This is a genomic window from Acidimicrobiales bacterium (assembly GCA_041394265.1).
Taxonomy (GTDB): Bacteria; Actinomycetota; Acidimicrobiia; order Acidimicrobiales; family SZUA-35; genus JBBQUN01.
On record JAWKIO010000006.1, the window covers coordinates 20,144 to 45,066 of the forward strand.

Consider the following 24,923-nt stretch of genomic DNA (forward strand, 5'->3'; position numbering starts at 1 on the left):
CCAAACAATAGGTGACAGCGGCAGACGCTGTGAGCGGATATCGCTGCGCTGTGCATGTGTCGAGTGATCGGCCAGGGACGCCGCATCGGCTTCGACGCGCAGTGCCGGTTCCGGTTCCGAACGGAGTTCTATTACACCGGCTACGCGCGTGGCGCTGGGCTCACGATCGGCGTCGTTGTCTGCGTAGGAGGGAGCGGAGTGTCTCGGCGTTTGCGTAGCCGACCCGCATGGCGATCTCGGCGGAGTTGAGGTCGGTGGTTGCCGAGAGATGCCGAGCCCGTTCGATGCGAAGACGTTGGACGAAGCCGAGCGGAGTGAGGTTGAGTGCCGAGCGGACTCGTCGTTCGAGGGTGCGCCGGCTGGTGCCGAGCGACTGCGCGACGGACGCGATGTCGAGCGGTTCGTCGAGGCGGGCGCGCACGAGGCGTTCGAACTCGACGACGATCGGGTCATCGTGGCGGAGGTGTTCGTAGGCGGCGAAGGCCGCCTGCGACGGGCGCTCGTCGATGAGGAGCAGTTTGGCGACGTGCTGGGCCAGGTCGGGGCTGATCGATCGCACGAGTGAGAGTGCGAGGTCGATGTGGGCGAAGGCGGCGCCGGCGGTGATGAGGTTTCCGTCGACCACGACCATGGTGTCGAGATCGAGGTCGACGGTCGGATAGCGCGTTCGGAACTCGGGCCCCAGGAACCAGCTGGTCGTCGCCCGCCGGTGGTGCATCCGTCCGGTCTCGGCGACGGTGAACACGCCGGTACACGCCGCAGCGATCTGGGTGGTCGCGTCGTCGAGCCGCGCGAGTGACTCGATGACCGAACGAGCATTTCGGCTCTGCAGCGCGTCGTTGGTGGCGGCGGCGGTGAGGGTTCCAAGCGCAGGGACGATGACGACGTCGAAGTCGCCGGACTCGGACAGCGGGTGCTCCACCGACAGGGTCATCGATGTCGTCGTGGTCACCCGTCGCTTCGGTCCGATGATGGCGAGTTCGATCGGGTCGATGTGTGGGTCGACATCGCCGCGGACTCCGTCGGCCACCCGCACGATGTCGATCACCGACGCGACCGCCGAGCCGAAGCAGCCATCGAGCGCGATCAGTCCGAAACGCATGGCGTGAACGGTAGCAATGCTGCCGTATGCGCCACTCCCCACCGCCCTCTTGCTTGTCGTACGTTGGACTCCTCATACGAACAACCCCGCAAGCAAGGAGACCACCGTGTCCACACCCACATCACTCCCGTACGCCTTCGTCGCCAAGATCGTCGCGGCCGATGGACAGCACGACGCGCTCGGCGATCTGCTCGCCAGCGCTGTCGAACTCGCCAACGATGAAGAAGGAACGATCGTCTGGTTCGCGGTCCGAACCCACCCCGACACCTTCTGGATCTTCGACGCATTTCCCGACGAGTCCGCTCGCGACGCCCACGCCAACGGCGCCATCGTCGAAGCCCTGATGGCCAACCAGCAGCTCCTCGGCGCAGCGCCCGAGATCCTGCCCGCCGACGTCCTCGCTTCCAAACTCCCGTAGTCCGCCACCACTCGAGAGGGTCGAGCCCCGCCGAGCGGCAGGCCCCAATCGCCGACCTGCTCGTGAATGTTCGGTTCGACCAGCGAGGCAGCCTTTGTTGGTGCCGCTCGGTTGCGGGCCGCATGACGCGAGACTCGTTGCATGAGTCCGCCACAGCGGTTTGCCGATCTTCAGCTGTCATCGGAGCGCCTCGGTCTGACCGAACGTCTGGACGAAGAACGTCGAGCGGTCGTCTCCCAAGCGTCCGACCTGACACCCGATGAGCTGCAAGCTCGGCCGCTCCCGGCAACGAACCTTACGATCGGCCGGTTGGTCAAGCACCTCTCGTTCGCCGAGGATCGATGGTTCCAGCACAAGCTGCTCGGTCTCGAGCTCCCCGTACCGAGGCGTTCGGTCGACGACAGAGATGCGCACGAGTGGTCGTTCCACTCAGCCGACAACGACAGCGCCGAGGAACTCCTCGGCCTGTACGTCGCAGCGTGCGAGCTGAGCCGAACCGCCACGGCAGCGTGCGCGTCGATGGACACGCTGGCGGCGTTGCTGTCGTTCGACAAGAAGCCGGTCAAATCTCCGTTGGCTCCTTGCGGACATGATCGATGAGACCGCACGGCACTCCGGGCACGCCGACCTGATTCGAGACGCGCTCGGGCGGCCTCCAGTTCGCTGAAGCGCTGGCGACAAAGGCGCTCGATATCACCGGGCTGTCCGAGCGGCATGCAGCGTCCGGGAACGGCACATACGCGAGCGGTGGGGTGTCCCATAATCCCCGTTGATCGAAGCCAGTAGACCGCCCCTAAACGCCGGTTACACGGGTGATCGGCGTTTGGCCGCTTGGCGAGCGATCGAGCGTGTTCAAACAAGCGTCGCCGACGCCGATAGATGCCTATGCCCACGTTTGACCGTCCACGGAGAAACCCTCTCAGCAGGGTCGCGGCGCTGGCGCTAGCCAGCGCAACGCTCTCAGCCTGCGGCGGAGACGCAACCGCCGCGGGTTCAGATGATCAATCGTCAGCGCCGGTGTCCTCTACGACGGCCCCCACTACCCAAGTGCCGACGAGTACATCCACGTCCACCACGCAGGCTCCGGCCGCCGACAGCGATCCCGTTCTGCCTGCTAACGCTGTGCTCGCCTTCACAAGCGACGAAGGCCGCCTTGGTGCAGCCTTCTACCTCGTTGACGGCTGGTGGTGGGCTGTTGTCGAGAACCAAGGCGAAGAGGGGCTCATCATCGGCGGTGTGCACAGCACCGATCTCGAGGGCGGATCCGAAACGACCCTCGGGTTTCCTCCCGGACGAGGGATCCTCGAACCCGGCGAGTCAAGGGTCTACGAGCTGAAGATCCAGAAGACACAGGGTTTCGCTGCGGGTGGCGCCGACTCTGTCGATTTCGAGGATGTCACCCTCGAAGAAGCAACTGCAGGCTCGTGAAACCCGGCGTCCCGCGAGTGTCAGATCGTGGGATACGGAAGCTGCAGGTCGGCAAGTTTTACAGCGGTCTTGCGTGGACGTGGCCTGCGTTCTTTCTCTGCGTGGCTGGGCTGGTCTTGTTGGAGAGCTCCAGCAACGACAGGGAGTCGATGCCAACACGGATCCTCGTTGCTGGGCTGCTCTAGATCGCAGTGGCGATGCGATGGGCTTCCCGGTTCATTTACGTCGAGTTCCGTCCGCGCCAGGTGATTGTCCGGAACTTCTTTCGCAGGACGTCCTTTTGTCTCGATGACGGTTCGACCACGGTGTACGTCGGCTACTTCGTCCACTTCGAGAATTCCGACGCTTACGTCGGAACGTTCGGTTTCGTCACTCAAGGGCCGTTTGGGTTCTTCAGATCTGAGCGGCGAGAACTCATCGCGAACGAACTGGCCGAAGCCGGGCGAGATTTCAAGCTAGTCGAACGGTAGGCAGCAGGAACCGACACGTTCGGAGCGACGCGCACGACCATCCTCCACAACTGGCCCGGCCGATCTCGACCGACCGCCCCCTACCGCTCACGGCTCCTCCCTCGACGACCGCCCCCCAACGCCGGGACGGCGACGCACATTCTTGAGCGCTTCGACGCGACCGTATTGCCGGCAATCGGATGGTTCTCAGGAGTTCCGACCAGTGTCGATATAGCGCCCCTGCCCGCGACCAGCCAAGCGAAGCGTCGCACGAGCCTCGCGAGTCGAGATGTCTATCGCTCCGTGGTGTCGACGTGCTCTGCGTGATGTCAGCGTCGGTTGAATAATGACCCCTTATCGACGCTCGAATTTTGACCCCCTTCTGGTCGGGTCCACCACGGGTAGTGATGGATTGCGATGCCTGGCGCTGTTGGCGTCGGGAGACTTGGAGGATGATCAGCGTGGAAGACTGGGCAGAGATCCGGCGGCTGCATTTCGCTGAAGGGCTGGGGGTGAAGACGATCGCGAGACGGCTCGGGATCGCGAGGAACACGGTGCGCACCGCGGTCCGGTCGCCGGAACCGCCGGCGTATCGGCGTGACGGTCCGGGATCGCGTGTCGACGCTGTGGAGCCGGAGATCCGCCGGTTGTTGGGCGAGTTCCCCGATATGCCGGCCACAGTGATCGCGGAGCGGATCGGCTGGGGGTATGGGATCACGGTGTTGCGTGACCGGGTCCGTGAGCTGCGGCCGTTGTTCGTGGCCCCGGACCCGGCACAACGCACCACGTATCGGCCGGGCGAGTTGGCGCAATGGGATCTGTGGCAGCCGGATGTGGAGATCCCGGTCGGTCACGGCCAGGCCGAGCGGCTCTGGACGGTGGTGGGTGTCCCGGGGTTCTCCCGGTTCATCGGGGCGTGGATGATCCCGTCGCGGGCGGCCCATGACGTGTTGGGCGGCATGAACCAGGTGTTGGGCCAGATCGGTGGGGTTCCCCGGACCGCGGTCTGGGACCAGGAAGGCTGTATCGGTCGTTGGCGGCACGGCACCCAGTCATTGACTGACCCGACCCGGGCGTTCGCTGGAGCATTGGGGATGGGGTTCCGTCTCTGCGGCCCGGCCGATCCGGAAGCGAAAGGGATCGTGGAGCGGGCGAACGGCTATCTCGAGACCAGTTTCCTGCCGGGCCGTTCCTTCGATGGTGTCGCCGATTTCAACACCCAGCTGGTCGCCTGGCTGACCAAGCGGGCCAATGTTCGGGTTCATGCCACGACCCGGCAACGGCCAGCGGACGCGATCTTCGAAGACCGGGGATCGATGCTGACGCTGCCGACGGTTCTGCCTGATGTGTCGCTGCGGTTCAGCACCCGGCTCCCTCGTGATCATTACGTGCGGGTCGACACCAACGACTACTCGGTCAACCCACGCTTCGTCGGCCGGCGGGTCAACGTCGCGGTCACGCTCGATGAGGTGATCGTCACCTGTGATCAGACCGTGATCGCCCGGCATCGGCGTTGCCTCGCCAGCCATCAAAGCATCCTGGCCGCCGAGCATTCCCGGATCCTTGGCCGCATGCGCGCCGAAGCCGCCGCCGTCGTTGCCGCACCGGTCGATGCTGGTGTCGAAGAACGCGACCTGGCCGTCTATGACCGGCTCGCGTCATGACCACCACAGCGTCGAAAGATCTCGACTACCTGTGCCGGGCGTTGAAAGCCCCGACCCTGGCCGCCGCGGTCGGCCGGCTCGCCGAGCGGGCACGCAACGACCACTGGACCCACGAGGAGTTCCTGGCCGCGTGTCTGGAACGCGAGGTCGCTGCCCGCCAAGCCAACGGCGGTGAGCTCCGGATCAAGGCCGCCAGGTTCCCGGCCCGGAAAACGTTGGAAGAGTTCGACTGGGACCATCAACGCTCACTCAAGCGTGACGTGATCACCCATCTCGGTGTCCTCGATTTCATCGAAGCCCGACAGAACGTGGTGTTCCTCGGGCCGCCCGGCACCGGGAAAACCCATCTCGCCACCGGGATCAGTATCCGGGCCTGTCAGGCCGGGCATCGGGTCCTGTTCGCCACCGCCGCGGAATGGGTCGCCCGCCTCGCCCAGGCACACGACCGCGGATCGCTACACGACGAACTCCGACGGCTGGGCCGCTACCCGCTGCTCGTGATCGACGAGGTCGGCTACATCCCGTTCGAGTCCGACGCTGCGAACCTGTTCTTCCAGCTCGTGTCCGCCCGCTACGAACGAGCCAGCGTGATCGTCACCTCGAACAAACCCTTCGGAAGATGGGGCGAAGTGTTCGGCGACCCCGTTGTCGCAGCGGCCATGATCGACCGGCTCGTCCACCACGCCGAGATCATCAACCTCAAAGGCGACAGCTACCGGCTCAAAGACCGCGACCTCGGCAGAGGAGGACCCACCACCAACGACACAGAGTGACCACCGGACCCACCGAGGGGGTCAATTTTCGGCCGACGCCAGGGGGTCAAAATTCAGCCGACGTTGACACGTGAGAAGTCATCGCAGAACGCGGCATGGCCGCGTCGAACACCTCGCAGTGCGGCCATGGCGGCTGCTCGGACCCGCCCTTCCATGTCGGATGAACGATCGCCCACCGCGTCTCGTCCTCGACGAAGACCAAAGTGTCGTCGCAACCTATGCAGCCCGCCACAGGACTGAGAACTTGTCCGAAAAGCCGGTGGCCGCTCGACAGCTCGACTGCGAGCTCTCTCACGAGTTGTTGGCGCCGCGGCTGGTCCAGGATCCTCCATCCCGCAGGCAACGGATCGGGTTGCCAGTCGATGTAGCTGCTCATATCGACCAGTCTGCACCGAGGCCAACCATTTGCCCGCTCCGGTGCGCATATCGCTCATTGCTCCGAGGCTTCGAATCCGAGCAGGACGGCACATACGCGAGCGGTGGGGTGTCCCATAATCCCCGTTGATCGAAGCCAGTAGACCGCCCCTAAACGCCGGTCAGGTGGCTCGCTCATTCTCGTGGCTCCGCTGGATGATTCGCTGCCGAGCACGCCCGGGCGGTCAATTGTCAGCCGACCCCGCGGACCGATTGCACCATCGTTCCCGCCAGCCTGTCATGACGGCCCCTGCCATCGACGTCGCTCAAGACCGAACCGAAGACGTAGATCCACAGGCCAAGCATCGCAATGGTCAGGGCCATGTTGACCACTCGTGTCAACACCAACACCTCACCCGCCAGCAGACCCAGCGCCACCAGATAGAACACCGTCGGCAGCTGTTTGACAGCGGTTCGAATCGCTGCCCGAGACCAGCCGAGAGCATCGGCCGCGACGGGCGCTACCCGCAGCCCAACAAGGGCCTTGCCCGGGGTCGCTCCGAATCGGGCGACGCCGACCCAGTCGACGACCACGATCACGACCAGGCCGGTGATCCAACGCCCGGTCGCGCTCCCGACGCCACTCCAGCCGATCAGAGCTGCCAACATCGTCGTGTCGAGCCACCACGCAACCAGTCGACGCCCGACGAAACGACCCCGCTGCGGCCCGGAAGAGGCAGCGGGCCCGCTTGGCGGGGGCGGACGATTCGACGGCCGCTTGCCATCTCTCCGAGTCATCGAACCGCGTCTCGCGTCGCTGGCGAAGAAATCATCGGAAGCGATCGCTCTGGGTGGCCCAGGGAACATTCGAGGCGATCACGAACCACAACAACCCGGAGAACGAGTCGACCCGACCCCCGGTAAACAGCCCAATGATCAGCAGCCGCTCTCGCATGGTCAACACTTCTGCCGCCGGGACCCACAGAAACCCCAACCGGTAGCGGGCAGCGAGAACGTCACCGGCAAGCAGGTCGAGACCCAACAGGCGGGGCCGGACCTCCACCGAATCGGTCGAGAACCGAATGACCCCGCCGTTTCGGTCGATCTCGATGGGCTGGTGGTCAGATCGAAAGAACCATCGAAGCGGGACCCGCCCGTTCGAGCTGAGGTGGGCCCGCTCTCGACTCGAGATGCCGAGCGACGAGACCACCAGTTGCTCCCCGCCGCACCTCAGCACGCACTGGCCCATCTCGGGACATCTGACCGTCACGTTCGGATCGTTCGGAATGACCACGGCGGCTACCCGGCGTCCGCATCGGAACGACTTGAACAGCCCGCTGTCCGATACGAACCTCACGGCGCCCGGTCGATGGTCACCGATCCACCGGCGTGGCCCGCGCAGTTGTCGGCTCTCGGCGACATCACTCGACTGCACCCGGACTCACCCTTTCGGACCATCTGTGCCGACCAAGACCCATCCAACGATGTGACATCGGGAGCTTTGATCGCTTCGATTCCTTCAGACCCTGCCGCCCCATGACCATCGTCGATGATCATCGGACCGAGGTCGTGGCACACCATCGGCCCAAATCAAAGCCGGATGAGGAAGCTACCGAGCATGCACGCGACCGTCCCCTACCACTCGCCGCACACCATTCAACGAACGTCCCTGACCGCCGGCCGTGGGGCGCATCGAGACGGACAGACATGCAGTGGTTGCGGGCGCCGGCGGATCAGCGACCTGATCGAGATGGAACCCAGACGACCGCTACTGTGACGCAATGGCAGCCCAGCGGATTGCGGCATCGTTCACACCCGGAGCCCCAGGACCCCAATTCGTTGTTGCCGGCGCGGACCTGAGTGACGATCTTGCCCCTGGCATGCAGGTCGAACTGGTCGAGGAGACCAGTGGGCTTGCCTACCTTGCGGTGGTGTTGCGGGTGCTTGGCGATCACCGTTTCGAGGCGTTGGTCGACAGCGTGCGTGTCGAGCGAGCTGGTCGAGACCGAGCCATCATGTAAACAGCCCGAGTCCTATCGTCCGGTCCCTCACGTCGATGCACACATGCCTGAGGCATTCCGTTTCTCCTGGCGGGCCAGGCAGCGGCCAGTTCCCGCTGCGTCTGACTCGATGAGTGTGAACAAATCTCGAGAGCGACTCGGACCCTTCCTGACGCCCAAGCGTTCTGGCCACACCGGACGGTCCTCATCGAGGTTGGCTGGCGATGCGGCCTTGTCGTGGGGCTGCCGATTTCGTTGGGGTGGTGTGGTGCAGATCGGCGGCTGGCTGCCTTGATTGGTATCTGACCTGTTCCAGTCCCTGGGAGGCCGCGGTGTCACCGTGTTCGACGTTGCCAACATGATCGCTGATCGCCCCGACGGTGCTGGACTCGACACGTCGAGCGGGCAGCTGGGTTTCGAGGAGTTCTTCGCCGTCCATGAGCCGCTGCTCCGTCGGGCGCTTGCGGCCGGGTTCGGCCACGATCTGGGCCGCGAAGCAGCCGCCGAAGCGCTCATGTACGGCTGGCAATGGTGGGACCGGGTCGCAGAACTCGACAACCCCGCCGGCTATCTCTATCGAGTTGGTGAGCGGTGGGCCGTTCGCCAACGGCAACGATCAACGAAGCGTGCCACCGGTTGGGCGACGCAGCCATCGGCTACGGACAGGTTCGAGCCGGGCCTGGCCGGCGCGCTCGACTCGCTCACCGCCCGCCAGCGCCAGGCTGTCGTCCTCGTCACCGGATTCGGTCTCACCCACGCAGAGGCAGCGGACGTGCTCGGTATTGCCCGCACGTCGCTGCAGAACCATCACGAACGTGGTCTCACAAACCTTCGCCGCCGCCTGGGAGCAGACACATGACCCTCGAGCAACAACTCCGCGACTACTACAACAGCGACCCGATCACGCTCAACGAGCTCCGCCACCGCATGCATTCTGGTGCTGATCTCATCGACTTCGAACCTGTCGACACCGACAATATGACGCTCGATGACCTCGACACTCCAACCGCGCACGATGCCGGTTCACTGCCTGGCCGGAAGCCCGCCCTGGCGCGGAATCCCGGCTGGTTGTACGCCGCCGCCGTGATGTTGATCCTCGTTGGTGTTGTCGCCGTCGTTCAACGCAGCACGTCTCCAGAAACTGCTGCGGTCGGATCGGCAGACCCGGCGGCTGCGGGCAGATGGGTGCAGATCGACCAAGGTGACGCGTTCGACCCCGCCCCCTCGGTCACGCCGGACGTGCTGGTCCAACCAATCAAGCAGAACCGGATCTTCGTCACCGCCGTCAGGTCCACGGCTCTCGGCTACTTTGCGATCGGGGCCGAACAACGCGACCAAGCGAGCACCGGGGCGGTGTGGCGGTCCGCTGACGGTCAGACCTGGACCCGGGTCGCTGACCCGGACCATCTCTGGGGCGACGTCGAGAGCCGACCCGTCGGCTACACGCGGCCACTCGCTGCTGGACTGTGGACGATCGCCGAGCACGATGGAACCGTTGTCATCGGCGGCTATAGGTACCGAGATCCGGCGTCGACGTCGATCACCGCCGCCGCATGGTCGACCACCGATGGAATCAACTGGACGGCCGGGCGCATGCCCGGCGATTCGGCTGGCCGGTCAGTGAGATCGATTGTCGGGACCGAAGACGGGTTCTTGGCGATCTCAGGAGGAGCGGCCGCTCCCGTCGGCCCGCAGCTGTGGCGCTCGGTCGACGGTGTCACATGGCTACAGGTCCATTCCGAGGGGTTTCCTGATGATGCGGTGGTGAGCTCGATGACAACCACCGATACCGGCACAAGCGAACGCATCGTCGCTGTCGGCTCCGCCGGGAGCCTCAACCAGCGACCCGGACTCTGGTACTCCGACGACAACGGCAACACGTGGCGATCCGGCACCATCGACCATCGGCCGTCAGATCACCCGTTCGGCGAACTCACCGATGTCCAAACTGGTCCCAACGGGCTGATCGGCCTCGGTATCCGTCAGGACCAGAGCGCCACCACCGACCAACTCGACGGCTCGTATCAGCTTGTGGTGTGGGAAAGCAGCGACGGCATCGCATGGGACGAACGACCGATCGATGCAACCGAGAACCGCCCGTGGATGTGGCCGGGACTTGCCGTCGGCCCCGACGGTTTCGTCGTCGCCGCCTTCATCGAGGTCGACGACGGGTACGAGGGGGTCAGCTGGATCAGCGCAGACGGCGGGCCCGTGGAACGGCTTGAGCACCCGACCGGCCGCGCCGGAGGTGTGCCGGCAGCGACCAGCGACGGTTACGTGACCATCACGCCAGTCCTCGCCACCAACAAGCCAGGACCCGTTCCACCAGTCGCCGAACCGACAGAGGTATGGACCCTCTCCACCGTCCGCAACTAACCCGACCCAGCGACCAGAGCAACGACCACGACCACCAATCTCGGCCCAACGTCGACCAGTCCTGCGGTCGATCCCGATCGACCAACCATGCGCCATCCACTACCACTCACGCACGGCACCGTGTACCAACGTCCTCGACCGCCGGCCGCGGGTGACGCAACTCTGCAGTCGACCGCCAACAGCCGACTACGGTCTCGCCATGTTCAGTATCGCTGCGAAGGTGTTCCAGGCATGGCGTGCTTTGCTCCGGCGAGTATTCGCCGACGACGGCTCAGGCAGTCGAATCGACCACGCTCACGGCGAGAACTTCGGGAAGGCACCGCACGGCTCCGGCCAAATGTGACCGTCTGCGATTCCATCAACATGTCTTGGCAACAGGTTCAGGCAACCACCATCGATGAGATAGGGGTCGGCAATGCTGGCTTCGTAGCGGCGGAAGCGGCAAGGTGTCCCCAAAACGCTCACGGCCGAGGCACCGGGGCGCTTCACCCCAACTCGCCGGCTCGATGACATTGGGGCACGGGTCATTCGGCTGCCTCAGCGACAGCGCTTCGGAGGGGGCATGATCAGCGCCACGCCGGCCTGCTGCATGCAGGAGGAGCTATTGGCTGAGCGACTTTCGTACGGACGAGACAGAGATTTCGGTATCGATTCGGTCTGTTCAGTGATGGATGGGGTGTGGAGATACTTGCCAAGGGACCGAGGAGCACTTTGGGATCGACGGCCGACAACGAACGCGCTGCGTTCAGGGCGTTCTACGAAAAGGAGTTCACCGAGCAGACTCGGCGAGCTGGTCTGATTGTCGGATCCAAGACTGCAGCTGCCGACGTGGTCCAGGACGCGATGATTGCCATCTGGCAGCGGTGGGGCGACCTGCAAGATCCTGGCCCATACCTCAACCGGTGCGTGCTCAACGGCTGCAAGCGCACGGCTCAACGGACACGAACCGGTGAACGAGCGCTGAGCCTGCTTCCTCCCCGACCAAACCCTGACGGTCAGATCGACACGATGTGGGACGCCGTCGCACAGCTCCCCTTCGACCTGCGGGCGCCAGTGGTCCTGCGCTTCTACGGCCAGCTCTCGAACAAGGAGATCGCTCACGCGCTCGATTGGCCCGAAGGGTCAGTCGGGCCGCGCATCACACAGGCGCTCCGACAACTCCGAAAGGCAGTGCAATGACCACTGACTCCCCCCAGGAAACCGAGGAACTCCTTCGCCGTGCTCTAGCAGCCAAAGCGCCCGACTACGGTTCCACCCCCGATTTCGATGCGTTCGAAGCCGCCAACCTGGACCCCGTCGGCCCCCTGGATCCCGACATCACGTCCATTGAGCCTTCAACGCCGACAAGCCGACGGTCACGCAAGGTCTTCGCCGTCGCAGCTGCTTGTGTCGGCGTGGCGGTCGGGGCGCTGCTCGCCTTCAACCGACCAGACATCAAGCCGACCGACATCGCCGCCGGTGATCCCTCCTCGGCAACTTCGGTGCTGGATCAGCAGACCGGCGGCGACGCGTCGACCAGTCCAATGGTCGAGTCTGGCGTCATCTTCTCGAAAGACTGTTCGGTCCTCATTCGTGTCTACAACGCATCCAGTAGGAGCGGTATCGCCGGCAAAGCGACCGACACAGCGTCTACCGCGATCGTTGAGGATCCGACATTGTCGGGATCCATGCTCGAGCCGCGCAACGCTGCCGTTGTCGAGGAAGCCGTGACATGGGTCCTGAGCGAAGGCGCAGACTGCGCCGACCTCGACCGGCTCGGACTTCCAGATGCCACCCGCCTCGAACAAGCGGTCGATCCGAGCGTGTGGGCAGCACTCGACTTCGAACCTGGCAGCACCCCGCAGATCGCCATCATCCTCGGAGCCAGGTACCAAGGGTGAGGTCAGCAGCCAGTGGGCATCGACAGGCCCGGGCTGGAAACCCCCTCGGGGCGCGCCCCCTACCACTCACGGCCAGAACGCCAAACAACGCCCCCGACTGCCGGTTCGAGGACGCCTACGGGCGATGGCGCAGCGCGTCGGCAACCGGCACGGAGTTCTCGCGTGTCTTGTCGGCGGATGCGTGGGAGTGACGCTTGTTGATCGGCTGCGAGGCAGAGGCGAGACTCGGTCGACGTGAGAGATATCGAATGAACAGGTTCGATGGGGTTCGTTCTCGGTCGAGGCTCCTCATCTACGGCGCTGCGCTGATCGCAACGACGGGTTTGGGAATCGGTTTCGCGTACGGAGCGGGCAGCGCCGGGCCGGCGACGAGCTATGCGTTTGCAGTCGGTTGTTTCTGGGGTCTTCTCATGCTGGGGCAACGCTGGACGGCTGAGGGAAACCTGTCGCAGCTCCTCGACGGTGGCCGCTTCGAGTTCCGCGGCACGCTCGGTGCTGAGGGTCTCGCCGAACCATGGAGGAGCCAAGTCCGCAACGTGCTCACCTCCCCTTTGCATCGGTACATGATCCGGCTACCGATCGACCTCCTCGTGTCGGAGACCGCCGTCCAGATCACCGCCCGGCCCACCGGCAGCAAGCAAGCACTGACCTTCAGCTTCCATTTCGGGCTCGCCAATGTTGCCTCCATCTCGACCCGATCCGCATGGCACGACCAGGCCGGCCCCGGACTGACCTTCACACTGCACGACGGGCAGAAGGTCCGCATCACCCTCTCACTCTCGGCGAAGCAGGTGGAACTGGTGGCAGCAGAACTCCGTCGGCGAATCGACGTCCAGAGCGTGTGAGGTCGTGGGCGTGACCCAACGCTGGCATGGCGTACAGGTCAAGCAGGTCGCAGCCTCAGCCGCAGTTCAATACCGCCAAGGGGATCGCCTCAGGGCGCCCTCGGTTTCGAGCCCAAATCCGGCCTCCTTGGCTGCCGCGACGATGCGCTGGTCGGTCGATCTGCGGCTGCCCACGCTGATCAGCCAGACGTTGCGTAGTGCCGGGATCTCGATGACCGTTGTCGAGCGTGTCGACCGGAGCACGAAACTCAAGATGTCGGTCGTGCGGTTCCGATAGCGCGCGACCAGCACCCACTCCGCCGCTGGATAGCACGTCGTTGTCGACCACCCCCGCACCAGCAGCGAACCTGGCACGAACTCGGCAGTGAGTCGAGACCAGCGCACCGCCAACATGACGAGTAGACCCACGAGAACCACGACACCGACGATGGCAGAAGTGAAGGAGCCGACGATCCAGCTGATCGGGACCGTCGCCAGCCCGGGAGCGAGAGGGCTCGGGTGGCAACGGGCGATCAGCACCGGTACGGCTCTCGGTAGGAGGCCGCTGCGGGAAGGTTGAGATCTCGTGTGGCCTTCTCGACCTCTTCCTTCCAGCGAGTGATCCCGAACATCGCAAAGAGGCGACGCGGTGACAGTGGCCGAGCATCGGATTGCAGGGCGGCTCGGAGGAACCTCGACTGGGTCGGGGTGAGGTCGCCCGCAAGCCCGAAGGTGAACCGGTTGCCGTCGACCTGTAGGTCGGTGGACACGAAATCGGATGCCGGGTCGACTGGATGATCCCAGGTCGCTGCGAGCCAACGACGCACGGTCGTCAACAGGTGATGTGCGGCCACGGTGAGATCGGCGAAGAACTCGTCACGCTCGGGAACCACCCCCAGCGGTCCATCGGGAACGAGGGGGACGCGCACCAGCGACACCTCCTGGCGAGTGTGTTCGCCCCGTTGTCGTTCCTGGAGCGCCTGGTAGGTGTCGGCTGCGACGAACGCCGTGGCCACTGGCCCCTCGAGCCAGTAGGCCGACGCCGGACGAGCGACCACTGACAGCAGACCGTTGAGTGGGTGGAGTACCGACCGCATCTGGTCACGGGTGCCGGTCAGGTGCACGCCGTCGCTGATCGGCATCGACTTGCCAGCGAGTCCGACATCGAGCGCCGCTGCCGGGGTCTCGTGCAGCCACAGGTGTTGCGGGTAGAGCGGGAGTTGGTCGATGGTGAGCCGTCCGGGTCCGGCTTCGTAGCCGCTCGCGATCTCTGTTCGCCAGAGTGGGGCTCGGGCGACGTCGGTGGCGATCCATCCACCACGCAGACCCTTCTCGGCCAGCGCGTCGGCGAGCGGGTCGAGTCGGCCGCCGTCGCTGCCAGCGATGACGATCCTGATCGTGGAGTGCTCGCCGTGGTGTCGAATGGTGAGTTGGTTTGGCGGCCACGAAACCTCGCTGTCTCGCCACCCGAGATGGAACTCGTCGCCGTATTCCGTCAGTCCCGTGACATCCGGCGCTCGGGTCGACCTGATCGCTCCGGGAGCGATCTCGTGGATAGCGCCCCACACGAGGTCGGCATGCGTCTGATCGATCCAGTCCATCGAAGCCGTCAAACTGGCCCCACCATCAATGGACACCGGGTCGCCCGCGTCGAACGGATCGGTCGGCAACGGAGGGACGGGATGAAAACGCGGCGTCATACAAGCAACACCCATCAGGGGCAGACCAGCCCGACGAGGCTGATCCACCCCAACCTACGCGTGTCCCCTACCACTCACTGTTCAAGCGCCGGACAACGCCCCACAACGCCGGCTCGGCGACGCATTTGCGTTCGAACGTGGGAGACATCGGTGAATGGACCGTTCGGGTGCTCGACGCTTGGGTGGAGGGTCGGAACATTCCGGGCACGCTTGCGAACGTGGCTAGATCCAGCGGCGTCGTCGCCGCCGTAGCAAGAGCCCGCTGGTACTTCGGGGCGCAGGCCGCAGCGGGCGCGATCTGGTGGATCTCGGTGTTCGCGTCCGACGACGTCCGTCGACTCACGTTGGGTGGATGGGATCCATGGCTGCTCGTCGGACCCGACGTGGCGTTCTTCGTCCTGGGTTCGTTGTGGGCAGCACTCACCGGCAGTCGTGCTGCATCGACGGTCGTGACAGTGTGGACGATCAGCGTCACCGCGTCTCTACTCGTGTACGGCTTGATCGAGCGCACCGCTGGCTGGGGTGTTGTCGCGATGACGGTCGCAGCGTTCGGCACCGCCGTCTCCGCCTTGACGGTATGGCATGGGCGTCTACCGACGGAGTGGTTCTTCGTCGGCCCGTTCGCGTTCCACCCGGCGACAGTGTCGAGCAAGGCAACAAATGTGCGACGAAGTCTCGCTCAGCTGGTCGTGTTCTGGACGCTGTTCTTCGCCGTGATACCGATCATCGTGGCCGCTGCTGAGCACCGCCTCAGAGTCTCATTGCCGGCGCTGCAGCACCCAGCCTGCGATTGGATTGGTTGGCTGGTCTTCACAGCGGGGAGCGCCTTGGGTTTGTGGTCGTGTCTCACGATGGCGTTGGTCGGCCGGGGCACACCGCTCCCAGCCGAGACCGCACGGCGACTCGTCGCATGCGGCCCCTATGGGTATGTCCGCAACCCGATGGCTGTAGCTGGCGCAGCCCAGACCGCGGCGATCGGCGCTGTCGTGGGTTCGTGGAGCGTGATCGCACTGGCAGGGGTTGGTGCAGTGCTGTGGAACCTCGTGATTCGGCCGGTGGAGGAGGCCGACCTCGCAGCCCGGTTCGGAGAGGACTACGACCGCTACCGCAGCACCACCCGATGCTGGGTTCCCACCCGTTCCTCCTAGCTTCGACCATGCTCGGCCACCGGTCGTCGAGCCATCGCCGCCGACCCACCACGGGTCGGCGGCCGTATCGCTCGGTCTGCCGGATAGCGCGTGGGTCGGGTGAGTGATCGGACCTGAACGCCAACTCTGCGCGAATTTTGGCTTCGGACTGATCCGGTCGCGACATACTCTCCGTCACATGTATGCCGCCAACTTCGCAATCAGTCGACATCGGTGGGAGGGGTCGACCCGGCCCTGTGCGTACTCGCTTGCTCTCGGCGATGTCGCGTTCGCTGACTTCTCGCTCGACGACGAAGGGCGCCTCTTCGTCGTGAGGATCTCCTTCGATGGCTATGGGTGTTGCAGCCCAGACCCTTCCGCTATTGCATCAATGGATGCTGCCGATTCGCTCGATCTCATCACCCTCATGGATTCGGACGAGCAACTGGAAAAATGACCACGTCCGAAAACTGCTGCGTAACTACTTCGAAGCGCACCGACTTGTGATCTGGGAAGAAGCGCTGATCGAGTGGGGCTTGGTTTCTGCTAGTCGATGACGCCGTGAATCGGCGGTAGCCGAACGTCAGCGCTCAGTGACTTGCTGGCTCTCCGCGTTTCAGCGGGGTGTGATGGTGGCGAGTAGGTCCCAGTTGGGTCGGCCGGCGTAGAGCAGGGCACGGATCCGGTAGTTGGTGAACTGGCGGAACCCGAACGCCACACGCTTGACCCTCTTGATCAGATTGTTCGCCGCCTCGGTCGGCCCGTTCGACACCCGGGCCTGGTGCCAGGCCGAGATCTGGTTGCTCCAGCGGACAATCGACCGCCCGAGACGCTGGATCTCGGGCGGGCAGTCCTGGTCTTGGAGATCGTGACCGAGCCGTTCGACGAACTCGGCCGCGAGCACGGGGTCGTCGATGTCGTAGATGCTGCGCACCGTCTCTTTCGCATGCCACGCGTTGCGGACCTCACCGTGCGGGTCCCCAGCGTCGAGCAGGCCCAACAGCTTGGCTCGACCATCCTCGTCGAGGCGTTCATCAGCCATGGTGAGCAGCCGCCGGCATCGGTAGAGCGGGTCGTCTTTGTGGCCCCGGTGCCCGAGGGTCTGGTTCTGGACCCGGCGACGGACCTCATCGAGACGCTGGTTCGCCAGCTTGATCAGGTGGAACGGATCCGCGATCTGGGTGGCGTCGGGGAGCATCGTGTCGAACGCGAGCCGCCACGGACCCGACAGGTCCAGCACCGCCCAACAGATCGTGTCCCGCCACGACGGCGGCGTCTCAGCAAGCCATTCACACAACCCGATCGATGAGCGGCCCTCGATCACATCGATCAACTGACCCCGGGCAACATCAACAATCGAGGTCGACCACGCCTGGGTCCGCCACCGACCCCGCCTCGCGAACAAGACCTCATCGACCCCGAGCGCGTCCACCGTGCCGACCCGGTCGGTATCGGCATCGAGGAGCGCTTGCCCGTAGGCGACCACGGCGTCGTTCACGGCGTGCCAGTCAGCACCAAGCTCGGCGGCGACATCGCTGACCGCACGACCGTGGCGGCCGACCTGCACCGTGGCCCACCGTGCGGCCCGGTCGGTCAACGACAACCGGGGCGCTGCGATCTTGGGGTCCTCGTGCGTCCAGGACCGCTGCTGGCACCAGATCCTGGGGCAGCAGAAGCGGTGCTTGCGCCACCGCAACCTCACCGGCCGTCCGAAACAGGTCAGGTCGGCGAGTTCGACCACGGGCCGGTCCTTCACCCAAGCCCGTTCGCGGCATTGCGGACACGCCGGCGTCTCGATGATCGATTCGACGGTGACCTCGAGCCGGCCGGGCAGCGGTTCGGTGACGTCGACGATGTTGACCGCGCTCAAGCCGACCAGCAGCTCGCACGCGCGTAGGGTTGAACACTGCAGGGGCACCTCAGAATCCGAACGGCTTAGACACCCTCAGATTCGCAGGTGCTCCTGAACCGCGCCGGCGATCCCCACCAGATCACACACCCCGCTCAGACGCGAAGCGCCGACTTGCCGCCTGGATCCACGCGATATCCGCACGTACGCGAGCGGCGCACTGCCCCTTATTGCTCAGCGCTCATGCCCCTCGTCCCTGCCCCATACCGCCGGCTCGAGGGCTGCGTCTTCCAGGGGTCGGGCGCGATGGTTCAGCGCAGGGCGATGACGCCCGATACTGAAGACGTGCGCTCGATGATCACAATCGCTTACCAGCGACTCCCGCCACTGCGGCACCAGCGATCCGCCGCTTCGGGGCCGCTCGCTGCGCATCGCTGGCTGCCCTCGAGTGTGGTGACGCCGATGACTTCTGAACGGTCGGTCGAGTTCGGCCCCGCCTGCCAGTCACCGAACCCGATCCAACGGTCGGAAGCCGGACACCCATACCTCGTCCGTCTGTTCGCCGCGTGGTGGCTGTTCGGATGGCCAGCGATCGGGTTCCTCGGTGCGTCGACCGGTTTCCAGTGCTTCGCTGCCGGTTTCGGAGCTCTCGCTGCAAAGTACGCACTCTCGTCCGCCAGCCGCCCCGCTCATCTAGACCGCCGTTCGCGTCTCGTGCGGTACGTGTCGTGGCCGACATGGCTTCCAGGCAGCCATCCCGATCCCGACGTGGCTGTCTCGTCTCCGGCCGAGACGGCATCAACTTCGACACGCGGACCAATCGGGGCCTCACCGAACCCGCTGCAGCGGCTCTCGGTCGTGAGCCCGTTCGGAAGCTACTTGTTGGGAATGGCCATCATCCTTGCTCCCTACGCAGTCGTGGGACTTATCGGTGGCGCGCCGATCGGCCTTCTCGCCATCGCGATGTCGTTCGGCACGCTGGTGACTGTTCCGATGGTCGTTCGACATCCGCTTTGGCGGATGACCCGGAACGAACGGTTCGATCGAGAGTTCGTCTACCTTGCTTGGCCAAAACGATTCCCTGGACACCGCGATCATAAGACGTTGATGTCTCGCGAACACCGTCGACGCGCCAGCCTCGCGGACGAACCCCAACCGTCCAGAAAGTGAGCGCCACCGGGCACCAGCGTCATCGACCCTGGACCGGGTGCGATCGCGAACGTTGCCCGAGCGAGCAGCACAACCACCCCTGAGCACCGCGGACCACGGAGCCCAGCCGAGCGAGATCGGCGAAGACGCAGACGACGAAACACCCCGAACCCCGGCCGATCCAGGCCAGGAGTCCATCCCAGATCGCCGGCTTGTGGCCAAGGGCCAGAACCTGGGAACCGGTAGCTTCACTTCAGCGGAGGTCGGATCCGAGATGGACCTTGCGATGTTGTACCAAGAGCCTTCGTCAGAAGCTGGAGGACCCTCCCGGTCTTCGTCCTCTCATCCTTGTGCTGGATCCTCTTCATAGTCAGACGGCAGATGGTCTGGGTGCGCAATGAGACGAAGTTCGACCCGATGCCCGGCCTAGTGGTGTGTCGCGGAATTGGTTCGGGTGGTCAGGGCTGCTCGGCCTCGTCGGGTTTGTCGATGATGTCGTTGGCGGTCTTGGTCCACACGAACGGCTTCGGATCGTCGTTCCAGTGCGACACCCACACATCGATCGCTTCGATCAACTCATCCAGACTCGAGAACGAACCGGTCTTGAGCCGCTTGTTCGTCAACTGGGCGAACCAGCCCTCGATCAGGTTCAACCACGACGACGACGTCGGCGTGAAATGCAGATGCCACCGCGCCTGACGGGGCTTGGCCAACCATTCACGAACCTCGGGCCCGGAATGCGCGGACAGGTTGTCCAACACCACATGGATCTCCAGATCCTGGGGCGTGTGCAGATCGATCCACTTGAAGAACGCCAACACGTCCGCCGACTTGTGCGACCGGCGGGTCTGATGCAACACCTCACCGGTCCCGACGTTCAACGCCGCGAACAGATCAGTGGTCCCGTGCCGCTTGTAGTCATGAGTCATCGTCCGACCCCGCCCCGGTTTCATCGGCAACGACGGCTGGGTCCGATCCAACGCCTGACACTGGGTCTTCTCATCGAAGGAGAACACCACCGCCCGCTCGGGCGGATCCAGATACAACCCGACCACGTCGACCAGCTTGTCCTCGAACGCCGGGTCGTTGGACAACTTGAACGTGTCGACCCGCCACGGCCGCAGATTCCTCGCCTTCCAGATCTTGGCGACCGTGTCCTTGCCGACCCCGAACCGTTCGCCCATCGACCGGGTCGACCACTGAGTCGACCCGTCATCGGGAACCGTGTGCAACGTGTCGTGCACGATCCCGTCCACCACCGCTTGAGGGATCACGGGTTTGCGGCCCCGACCCGGAGCGATTGTGCCGACCGCTTCGACACCACCGGCCTCGAACTTGCGACGCCAGCTGCGCACCGTGTCCGGAGACGCCGAACACCGTCTCGCGATCTCCTCGTTCGCGACCCCATCAGCCGCCAACAACAGTCCGGTCGCCTGACGCACCTTGCGATGCGGCAACGACGAGGAGCGTGCGATCTTCTCCAACTCGAGCCGCTGCTTGGGCGACACAACCAACGGGGCAGCAACCATCACCGGCATCTTGCCACCCTAGCCTACCTAGCTATTTTAACGACGAACCACTAGGCACGTTCTTTCGGGAAGGAGGCAAAGATGCTGTGATCGATCTGGCTCGGTCGAAGATCAACGCGTTTCAATTGTTGATCGTCACAGGCGTTGAGGTATTCGTTCTGTCGCTCACTGGATTGTCCGTGGGCACGATCTATCTGTTCTTCGTGGTGCTGCTGGCTCTGTACCTCCTTCCCGCCTATCAGACCATGTGCGTCCAGGTCGGATTGATGCGCGATGCGTGGCCGTTGTACATCAACTACTCCCGATTTTTCGACAGCTAGCAGATCCCTGGTTTGCTATGCCAACGGACACGTCCGCTGTCCGAAACCGACTCACGGCGTGGGTCGTCGACCGGCACGGTGGCGATGAACGTCTCTGTTCCAGTTGCGCCCCCTACCACTCACACCCCGAGCGCCGAAGACTGCCCCATACCGCCGGCCCGGGGACGCACATTCTCGAGCGCTTCGGCGCGACCACAATGCAGGTTGGCGCGTGGGATCGCGGCGCTGCCTCGGCCGCGGTTCTGATCGGCTGGCCACCGCAGGCACGGGATAGTCGACAGCGATGGATCGGCTGCCTATGAGCTGTGCATCATCTTCTCAACCAGGACGGTGAGCTGATCGATCTGGCGAAGCTCGTCGGCGGGAAGGCTGCGAGAGCCACGAAGCGAGCGCAACGCCTGCACGACCTCGGCCCAGCCATCGGTCAAGCCGTTGTTGGCCGTGTATGCCGGGAGCAGGACCGCGAGCGGTCCAAGTTCTCGTCGCTCGTATGAGTCCCTTGGCGTGGTGGGATTTCGGGGCGGGTCCACCTGTGGGTGAGTCACCGGCGTGATGCTCGGTGTGTACGACCAAGTGCACACCATGGAGAACCACACCGATGACTCTTGAACAGTCTGACATCGACCGCTTGCTCGACGCGATCTCGATCGGAGAAGGAACCGATCTGGTCCGCCAGCTCGCCCAGTGGGCGCTGCAACAGTTGATCGAGGCCGAAGCGGCCGAAACGATCGGCGCCGGCCGGTACGAGCGCAGCATCGACCGGACCACGCATCGCAACGGGACCCGGCCGAGGACCTTGTCGACCAAGGCCGGCGATCTGGAACTCGGGATCCCGAAACTTCGCAAGGGTTCGTTCTTCCCCAGCATCCTCGAACCCCGCCGCCGGATCGACCAGGCCTTGTATGCGGTGGTGATGGAGGCCTACGTCAACGGCGTCTCCACCCGAGCGGTCGATGATCTGGTGGTGGCGATGGGGATCGACACCGGCATCTCCAAATCAGAGGTGTCGCGGATCTGCGCCGGTCTGGACGAACGAGTCGAAGCGTTCCGGACACGCACCCTGGGTCACACCAGCTTCCCGTACGTGTATCTCGACGCCACCTACATCAACGTCCGTGACGACGCCCTCGGGCAGGTCGTGTCCCGGGCGGTGGTGATCGCGACCGGGATCACCGCTGCGGGTGACCGCGAGGTGTTGGGTGTCGATATCGGTGATTCGGAGGACGAAACGTTCTGGCTCCGGTTCCTCCGCTCGATGCGTAAACGTGGTCTTGGTGGTGTCCGCCTCGTCATCTCCGACGCCCACGAAGGGCTGAAGGCCGCCATCCGCAAGGGGATCAGCGGGGCGAGCTGGCAGCGGTGTCGTGTGCACTACGCCCGGAATCTGTTGTCCAAGGTCCCGAAAGGGCAGCAAGAAATGGTGGCGGCCGCGTTCCGGTCGATCTTTGCGCTCGGCACCACCGGGGAGATCAACGCCCGTTGGGACGAGGTCGCCGACATGCTGGAGGCCAAGTTCCCGAAAGCGTCGTTGTCGATGCGTGACGCCAAGACCGATGTGTTGGCGTTCGGGGCGTTTCCGTCGTCGCACTGGCGCAAGATCTGGTCGAACAATCCGTTGGAACGACTGAACAAGGAAGTGAAACGGCGGACGAACGTGGTCGGGATCTTTCCCAACGACGCCGCCGCGATCCGGCTCATCGGTGCGGTGCTCGCTGATCAGCACGCCGAATGGGCGGTCGCTCGTCGCTACATGACCGAGGGGTCGATGGCGGACCTCAACAGTGTGCGCGACACTGAGCGATCACGGGCCCAACTCGAGGCCTGACACACCGAGCAACACACTCGAACCCCACCACTCCACGGGACTCTGTCCGTCGCTCACACCACCCATCGATCAGTTGAGCGAGCGAGGCATCTGCAGGATGCTCATCTGCGGACATCACCGGTCCAGCTTCGCGCGAGCGACGTGCCCCGAGAAGCATCTGTGCTATCCGTCCTCCGTCCAGTGACTCGGTGAGACGTGCCAGCGATCGCCCGGCCCCGATCGCGTCGCCATGTGGCCCGGTGGCATGTCCGCCAGTGCCACTATGGAGGTGTTCCGATCAATGGCGTGCCAGATATGGCTGGCGACGCAGGCGCCACGGAACGTGTCAAGGGGGATGAGACAGCTTCTTACGCTGATTGGATGAGTGCTTCCCGGTTGGGTTCGTTGATCCACGCGACTTCGGGAAGCTTCGGCGGCGTGGGCGGACGGTGCCTGAATCGGGCGGGGTTCGCCTCGTAGGCAGCGGTCAGGGTCTCGGCGCGGGCAGCCCGGATCTCGGTGGCAGTGCCGTAGTGGACCGACGCCGGCGTGTGCAGCCCGATGCCGGCGTGGCGATGCACGTGGTTGTAGTGATCGAAGAACGCCGCGCAGAACGAGCGTGCGTCGGCGATCGACCCGAACCGGCCGGGGAACGCAGGGCAGTATTTGAGGGTCTTGAACTGGGCCTCGCTGTATGGGTTGTCGTTCGAGGTCGACGGACGGCTGTGGGATCGGGTGACGCCGAGATCGACCAGGAGCTGGGCGACGGGCTTGGACGTCATCGACGATCCACGATCGGCGTGCAGGGTCAGCTGGTCGCGGGCGACGCCTTGGCTGTCGAAAGCGGCGGCGATGAAGGCTTCGGCGAGCTCGCCGGTCTCGGCTTCGGCGACGGTCCAGGCCACGACGTAGCGGGAGTAGATGTCGATGATCACGAACAGCTCGTAGTAGACGCCACGCTCCGGGCCGGCGAGCTTGGTGATGTCCCAGCTCCAGACTTGGTTCGGACCGCGGGCGATCAGCTCGGGCTTCTTGCGGGCCGGGTGGGTGCGCTGGCGGCGTCGTTCCCGGTTCTCACCCGCAATGGCCAAGAGCCGATACATGGTGCGGATCGAGCACAGGTAGATGCCGTCATCGAGAAGCTGGGCCCACACCTGGGCCGGGGCCAGGTCGCAGTAGGTCTCTGAGCGCAGCACCGACAACACGTGCTGGCGTTCGGTCTCGGTCAACTTGTTCGGTGGCTCGGGTCGCGGTCGGGGTGGCCCCAGGACCGGGGCTCGTCGGCGACGCAGGATCGTGGATCGGTTCGCGCCCAGCAGCTCGCATGCCTTCTTCGTCGAGGTCGCCTCCTCCAGGGGTGGCAGGATCTCGGCGATCACGGCTTCGACCTCGGATCGTGCTCCACGCTCTCGGAGAGCTTCTCCAAGAGCGCGTGTGCTTTTCCCGTGATCTCCAACGCCAGCTTGGTGCGTTCCAGTTCGGCCTCGAGACGAGCGTTGCGTGCTCGAAGCTTGTCGAGTTCGATCTCGGCGGCCGAGCGACGCTGCTTCGCTTTGCGGGCCAGGCCCTCACGGGCGCCGGCCTCGGCCTGTTTGCGCCACTCCGAGATATGCGACGAGTACAAGCCTTCGCGTCGCAAGATCGCGCGCGTTCCTCGGAACCCTTCGGCCAGGAGTCGTACTCGGCCAGGATGTCGGCCTTGTACTCGGCGGTGAAGGACCGTCGTGTCGGCTTCGCTGCCGGGTCGATGTCGTCATCGGTCACCCCACCAGTGTGGGCGCGGCCGTTCAACAATGCAGTCGTCATAGTCATGATCGAATGTTCCTGTCTCGCCCCGTCGGCTCAAATGATCGGGTACCGCAGGTGTCTCACCTCACCCTGACAGACAGGGCCAGGCTCGTTCGGGTCATTGACTCCGTCGCCCACAAGCCAGCTTTCGTCCTCCGTGTGCACCACTTGCCGTGCCGGCTCCTCGCCGCGCAGAACGGTTCTCTGGATGACTGCTCCAAGCTGCCGGGGGAAGGTCCCGTCCCGGTACGGGAACGGCAGGTGCTGGAAGATCTCGTCCGTCTCGTCCAAGGGACGCATCGTGCCAGTTCCCGGATCCAGTGGCAATAGCACCCAGGCGTGCAAGCTGATCAGAACATTCGGAGCGGAGTGTGGACCGGTCTGTCCTG

Annotated in this window: 23 protein-coding genes and 2 pseudogenes; 16 read left to right on the top strand and 9 right to left on the bottom strand. The window is 64.5% G+C overall.

The window, feature by feature from the left end; all coding sequences use genetic code 11:
- Nucleotides 1-160: 160 nt before the first annotated feature.
- The gene (locus tag R2733_24395; protein ID MEZ5379661.1) at nt 161-1,102 is read right to left on the bottom strand and encodes a helix-turn-helix domain-containing protein; all 942 of its coding nucleotides are present in this window, start codon (nt 1,100-1,102) and stop codon (nt 161-163) included.
- 106 nt (nt 1,103-1,208) lie between these two features.
- On the opposite strand from R2733_24395, the gene R2733_24400 reads away from it, so the two are divergent.
- From R2733_24400 to istB, 5 genes are all read left to right on the top strand, one after another.
- Nucleotides 1,209-1,520 (top strand): antibiotic biosynthesis monooxygenase, encoded by a 312-nt coding sequence (locus tag R2733_24400; protein MEZ5379662.1) that lies wholly within the window; start codon nt 1,209-1,211, stop codon nt 1,518-1,520.
- 141 nt (nt 1,521-1,661) lie between these two features.
- Nucleotides 1,662-2,120 carry a DUF664 domain-containing protein gene (locus R2733_24405; GenBank protein ID MEZ5379663.1) on the top strand — a complete coding sequence of 153 codons (459 nt, stop codon included), beginning with the start codon at nt 1,662-1,664 and terminating at the stop codon, nt 2,118-2,120.
- A 522-nt stretch (nt 2,121-2,642) separates the two neighbouring features.
- Nucleotides 2,643-2,948, top strand: a complete 306-nt coding sequence (locus R2733_24410; protein MEZ5379664.1) for a hypothetical protein — start codon at nt 2,643-2,645, stop codon at nt 2,946-2,948.
- 901 nt (nt 2,949-3,849) lie between these two features.
- Complete coding sequence (gene istA, locus R2733_24415; GenBank protein ID MEZ5379665.1) at nt 3,850-5,061, top strand: IS21 family transposase; 1,212 nt, start codon at nt 3,850-3,852, stop codon at nt 5,059-5,061.
- Entirely contained in the window at nt 5,058-5,834 is a 777-nt protein-coding gene (gene istB, locus R2733_24420) for an IS21-like element helper ATPase IstB (protein MEZ5379666.1), read from the top strand. The genes istA and istB overlap by 4 nt, the downstream gene beginning before the upstream one ends.
- Before the next feature lie 46 nt (nt 5,835-5,880).
- Here istB and R2733_24425 read toward each other — a convergent pair whose 3' ends face one another.
- The 3 genes from R2733_24425 to R2733_24435 form a co-directional block, all read right to left on the bottom strand.
- Nucleotides 5,881-6,210: a hypothetical protein gene (locus R2733_24425; GenBank protein MEZ5379667.1), complete on the bottom strand. Its 330-nt coding sequence runs from the start codon at nt 6,208-6,210 to the stop codon at nt 5,881-5,883.
- Between the two features lie 230 nt (nt 6,211-6,440).
- Complete coding sequence (locus tag R2733_24430; GenBank protein ID MEZ5379668.1) at nt 6,441-7,055, bottom strand: RDD family protein; 615 nt, start codon at nt 7,053-7,055, stop codon at nt 6,441-6,443.
- Nucleotides 7,018-7,458: a hypothetical protein gene (locus R2733_24435; GenBank protein MEZ5379669.1), complete on the bottom strand. Its 441-nt coding sequence runs from the start codon at nt 7,456-7,458 to the stop codon at nt 7,018-7,020. Before R2733_24435 ends, R2733_24430 begins: the two co-directional genes overlap by 38 nt.
- Nucleotides 7,459-7,969: 511 nt before the next feature.
- On the opposite strand from R2733_24435, the gene R2733_24440 reads away from it, so the two are divergent.
- The 7 genes from R2733_24440 to R2733_24470 all read left to right on the top strand — a co-directional run bounded on the left by R2733_24440 (nt 7,970) and on the right by R2733_24470 (nt 13,289).
- Nucleotides 7,970-8,209 (top strand): hypothetical protein, encoded by a 240-nt coding sequence (locus tag R2733_24440; protein MEZ5379670.1) that lies wholly within the window; start codon nt 7,970-7,972, stop codon nt 8,207-8,209.
- A gap of 337 nt (nt 8,210-8,546) precedes the next feature.
- Nucleotides 8,547-9,047, top strand: a complete 501-nt coding sequence (locus R2733_24445) for a sigma factor-like helix-turn-helix DNA-binding protein (protein MEZ5379671.1) — start codon at nt 8,547-8,549, stop codon at nt 9,045-9,047.
- Nucleotides 9,044-10,564 carry a sialidase family protein gene (locus tag R2733_24450; protein MEZ5379672.1) on the top strand — a complete coding sequence of 507 codons (1,521 nt, stop codon included), beginning with the start codon at nt 9,044-9,046 and terminating at the stop codon, nt 10,562-10,564. Before R2733_24445 ends, R2733_24450 begins: the two co-directional genes overlap by 4 nt.
- Nucleotides 10,565-10,763: 199 nt before the next feature.
- The gene (locus R2733_24455; protein MEZ5379673.1) at nt 10,764-10,907 is read left to right on the top strand and encodes a hypothetical protein; all 144 of its coding nucleotides are present in this window, start codon (nt 10,764-10,766) and stop codon (nt 10,905-10,907) included.
- 368 nt (nt 10,908-11,275) lie between these two features.
- Complete coding sequence (locus R2733_24460; protein ID MEZ5379674.1) at nt 11,276-11,743, top strand: sigma factor-like helix-turn-helix DNA-binding protein; 468 nt, start codon at nt 11,276-11,278, stop codon at nt 11,741-11,743.
- Nucleotides 11,740-12,444 carry a hypothetical protein gene (locus R2733_24465; GenBank protein ID MEZ5379675.1) on the top strand — a complete coding sequence of 235 codons (705 nt, stop codon included), beginning with the start codon at nt 11,740-11,742 and terminating at the stop codon, nt 12,442-12,444. The genes R2733_24460 and R2733_24465 overlap by 4 nt, the downstream gene beginning before the upstream one ends.
- A gap of 248 nt (nt 12,445-12,692) precedes the next feature.
- Nucleotides 12,693-13,289 (top strand): hypothetical protein, encoded by a 597-nt coding sequence (locus R2733_24470; GenBank protein MEZ5379676.1) that lies wholly within the window; start codon nt 12,693-12,695, stop codon nt 13,287-13,289.
- A 66-nt stretch (nt 13,290-13,355) separates the two neighbouring features.
- Here the strand turns inward: R2733_24470 and R2733_24475 are convergent, their stop codons facing one another.
- Nucleotides 13,356-13,808 carry a hypothetical protein gene (locus R2733_24475; GenBank protein MEZ5379677.1) on the bottom strand — a complete coding sequence of 151 codons (453 nt, stop codon included), beginning with the start codon at nt 13,806-13,808 and terminating at the stop codon, nt 13,356-13,358.
- Nucleotides 13,802-14,869 (bottom strand): hypothetical protein, encoded by a 1,068-nt coding sequence (locus tag R2733_24480; GenBank protein MEZ5379678.1) that lies wholly within the window; start codon nt 14,867-14,869, stop codon nt 13,802-13,804. Before R2733_24480 ends, R2733_24475 begins: the two co-directional genes overlap by 7 nt.
- A gap of 317 nt (nt 14,870-15,186) precedes the next feature.
- Between R2733_24480 and R2733_24485 the strand changes: the two genes are divergently transcribed.
- Together R2733_24485 and R2733_24490 are read left to right on the top strand one after the other, a co-directional pair.
- Nucleotides 15,187-16,116: an isoprenylcysteine carboxylmethyltransferase family protein gene (locus tag R2733_24485; GenBank protein ID MEZ5379679.1), complete on the top strand. Its 930-nt coding sequence runs from the start codon at nt 15,187-15,189 to the stop codon at nt 16,114-16,116.
- 178 nt (nt 16,117-16,294) lie between these two features.
- Nucleotides 16,295-16,552, top strand: a complete 258-nt coding sequence (locus tag R2733_24490) for a hypothetical protein (GenBank protein MEZ5379680.1) — start codon at nt 16,295-16,297, stop codon at nt 16,550-16,552.
- A gap of 159 nt (nt 16,553-16,711) precedes the next feature.
- Here the strand turns inward: R2733_24490 and R2733_24495 are convergent, their stop codons facing one another.
- Complete coding sequence (locus tag R2733_24495) at nt 16,712-17,965, bottom strand: ISL3 family transposase (GenBank protein ID MEZ5379681.1); 1,254 nt, start codon at nt 17,963-17,965, stop codon at nt 16,712-16,714.
- Nucleotides 17,966-19,519: 1,554 nt separating this feature from the next.
- Nucleotides 19,520-20,631, bottom strand: a pseudogene (locus tag R2733_24500) (IS630 family transposase).
- A 77-nt stretch (nt 20,632-20,708) separates the two neighbouring features.
- Between R2733_24500 and R2733_24505 the strand changes: the two are divergent.
- Entirely contained in the window at nt 20,709-20,942 is a 234-nt protein-coding gene (locus R2733_24505; protein ID MEZ5379682.1) for a hypothetical protein, read from the top strand.
- A gap of 598 nt (nt 20,943-21,540) precedes the next feature.
- Nucleotides 21,541-22,767: an IS256 family transposase gene (locus R2733_24510; protein MEZ5379683.1), complete on the top strand. Its 1,227-nt coding sequence runs from the start codon at nt 21,541-21,543 to the stop codon at nt 22,765-22,767.
- A gap of 347 nt (nt 22,768-23,114) precedes the next feature.
- Here R2733_24510 and R2733_24515 read toward each other — a convergent pair.
- Nucleotides 23,115-24,552: pseudogene (locus R2733_24515) on the bottom strand (IS3 family transposase).
- Between the last annotated feature and the right edge of the window lie 371 nt (nt 24,553-24,923).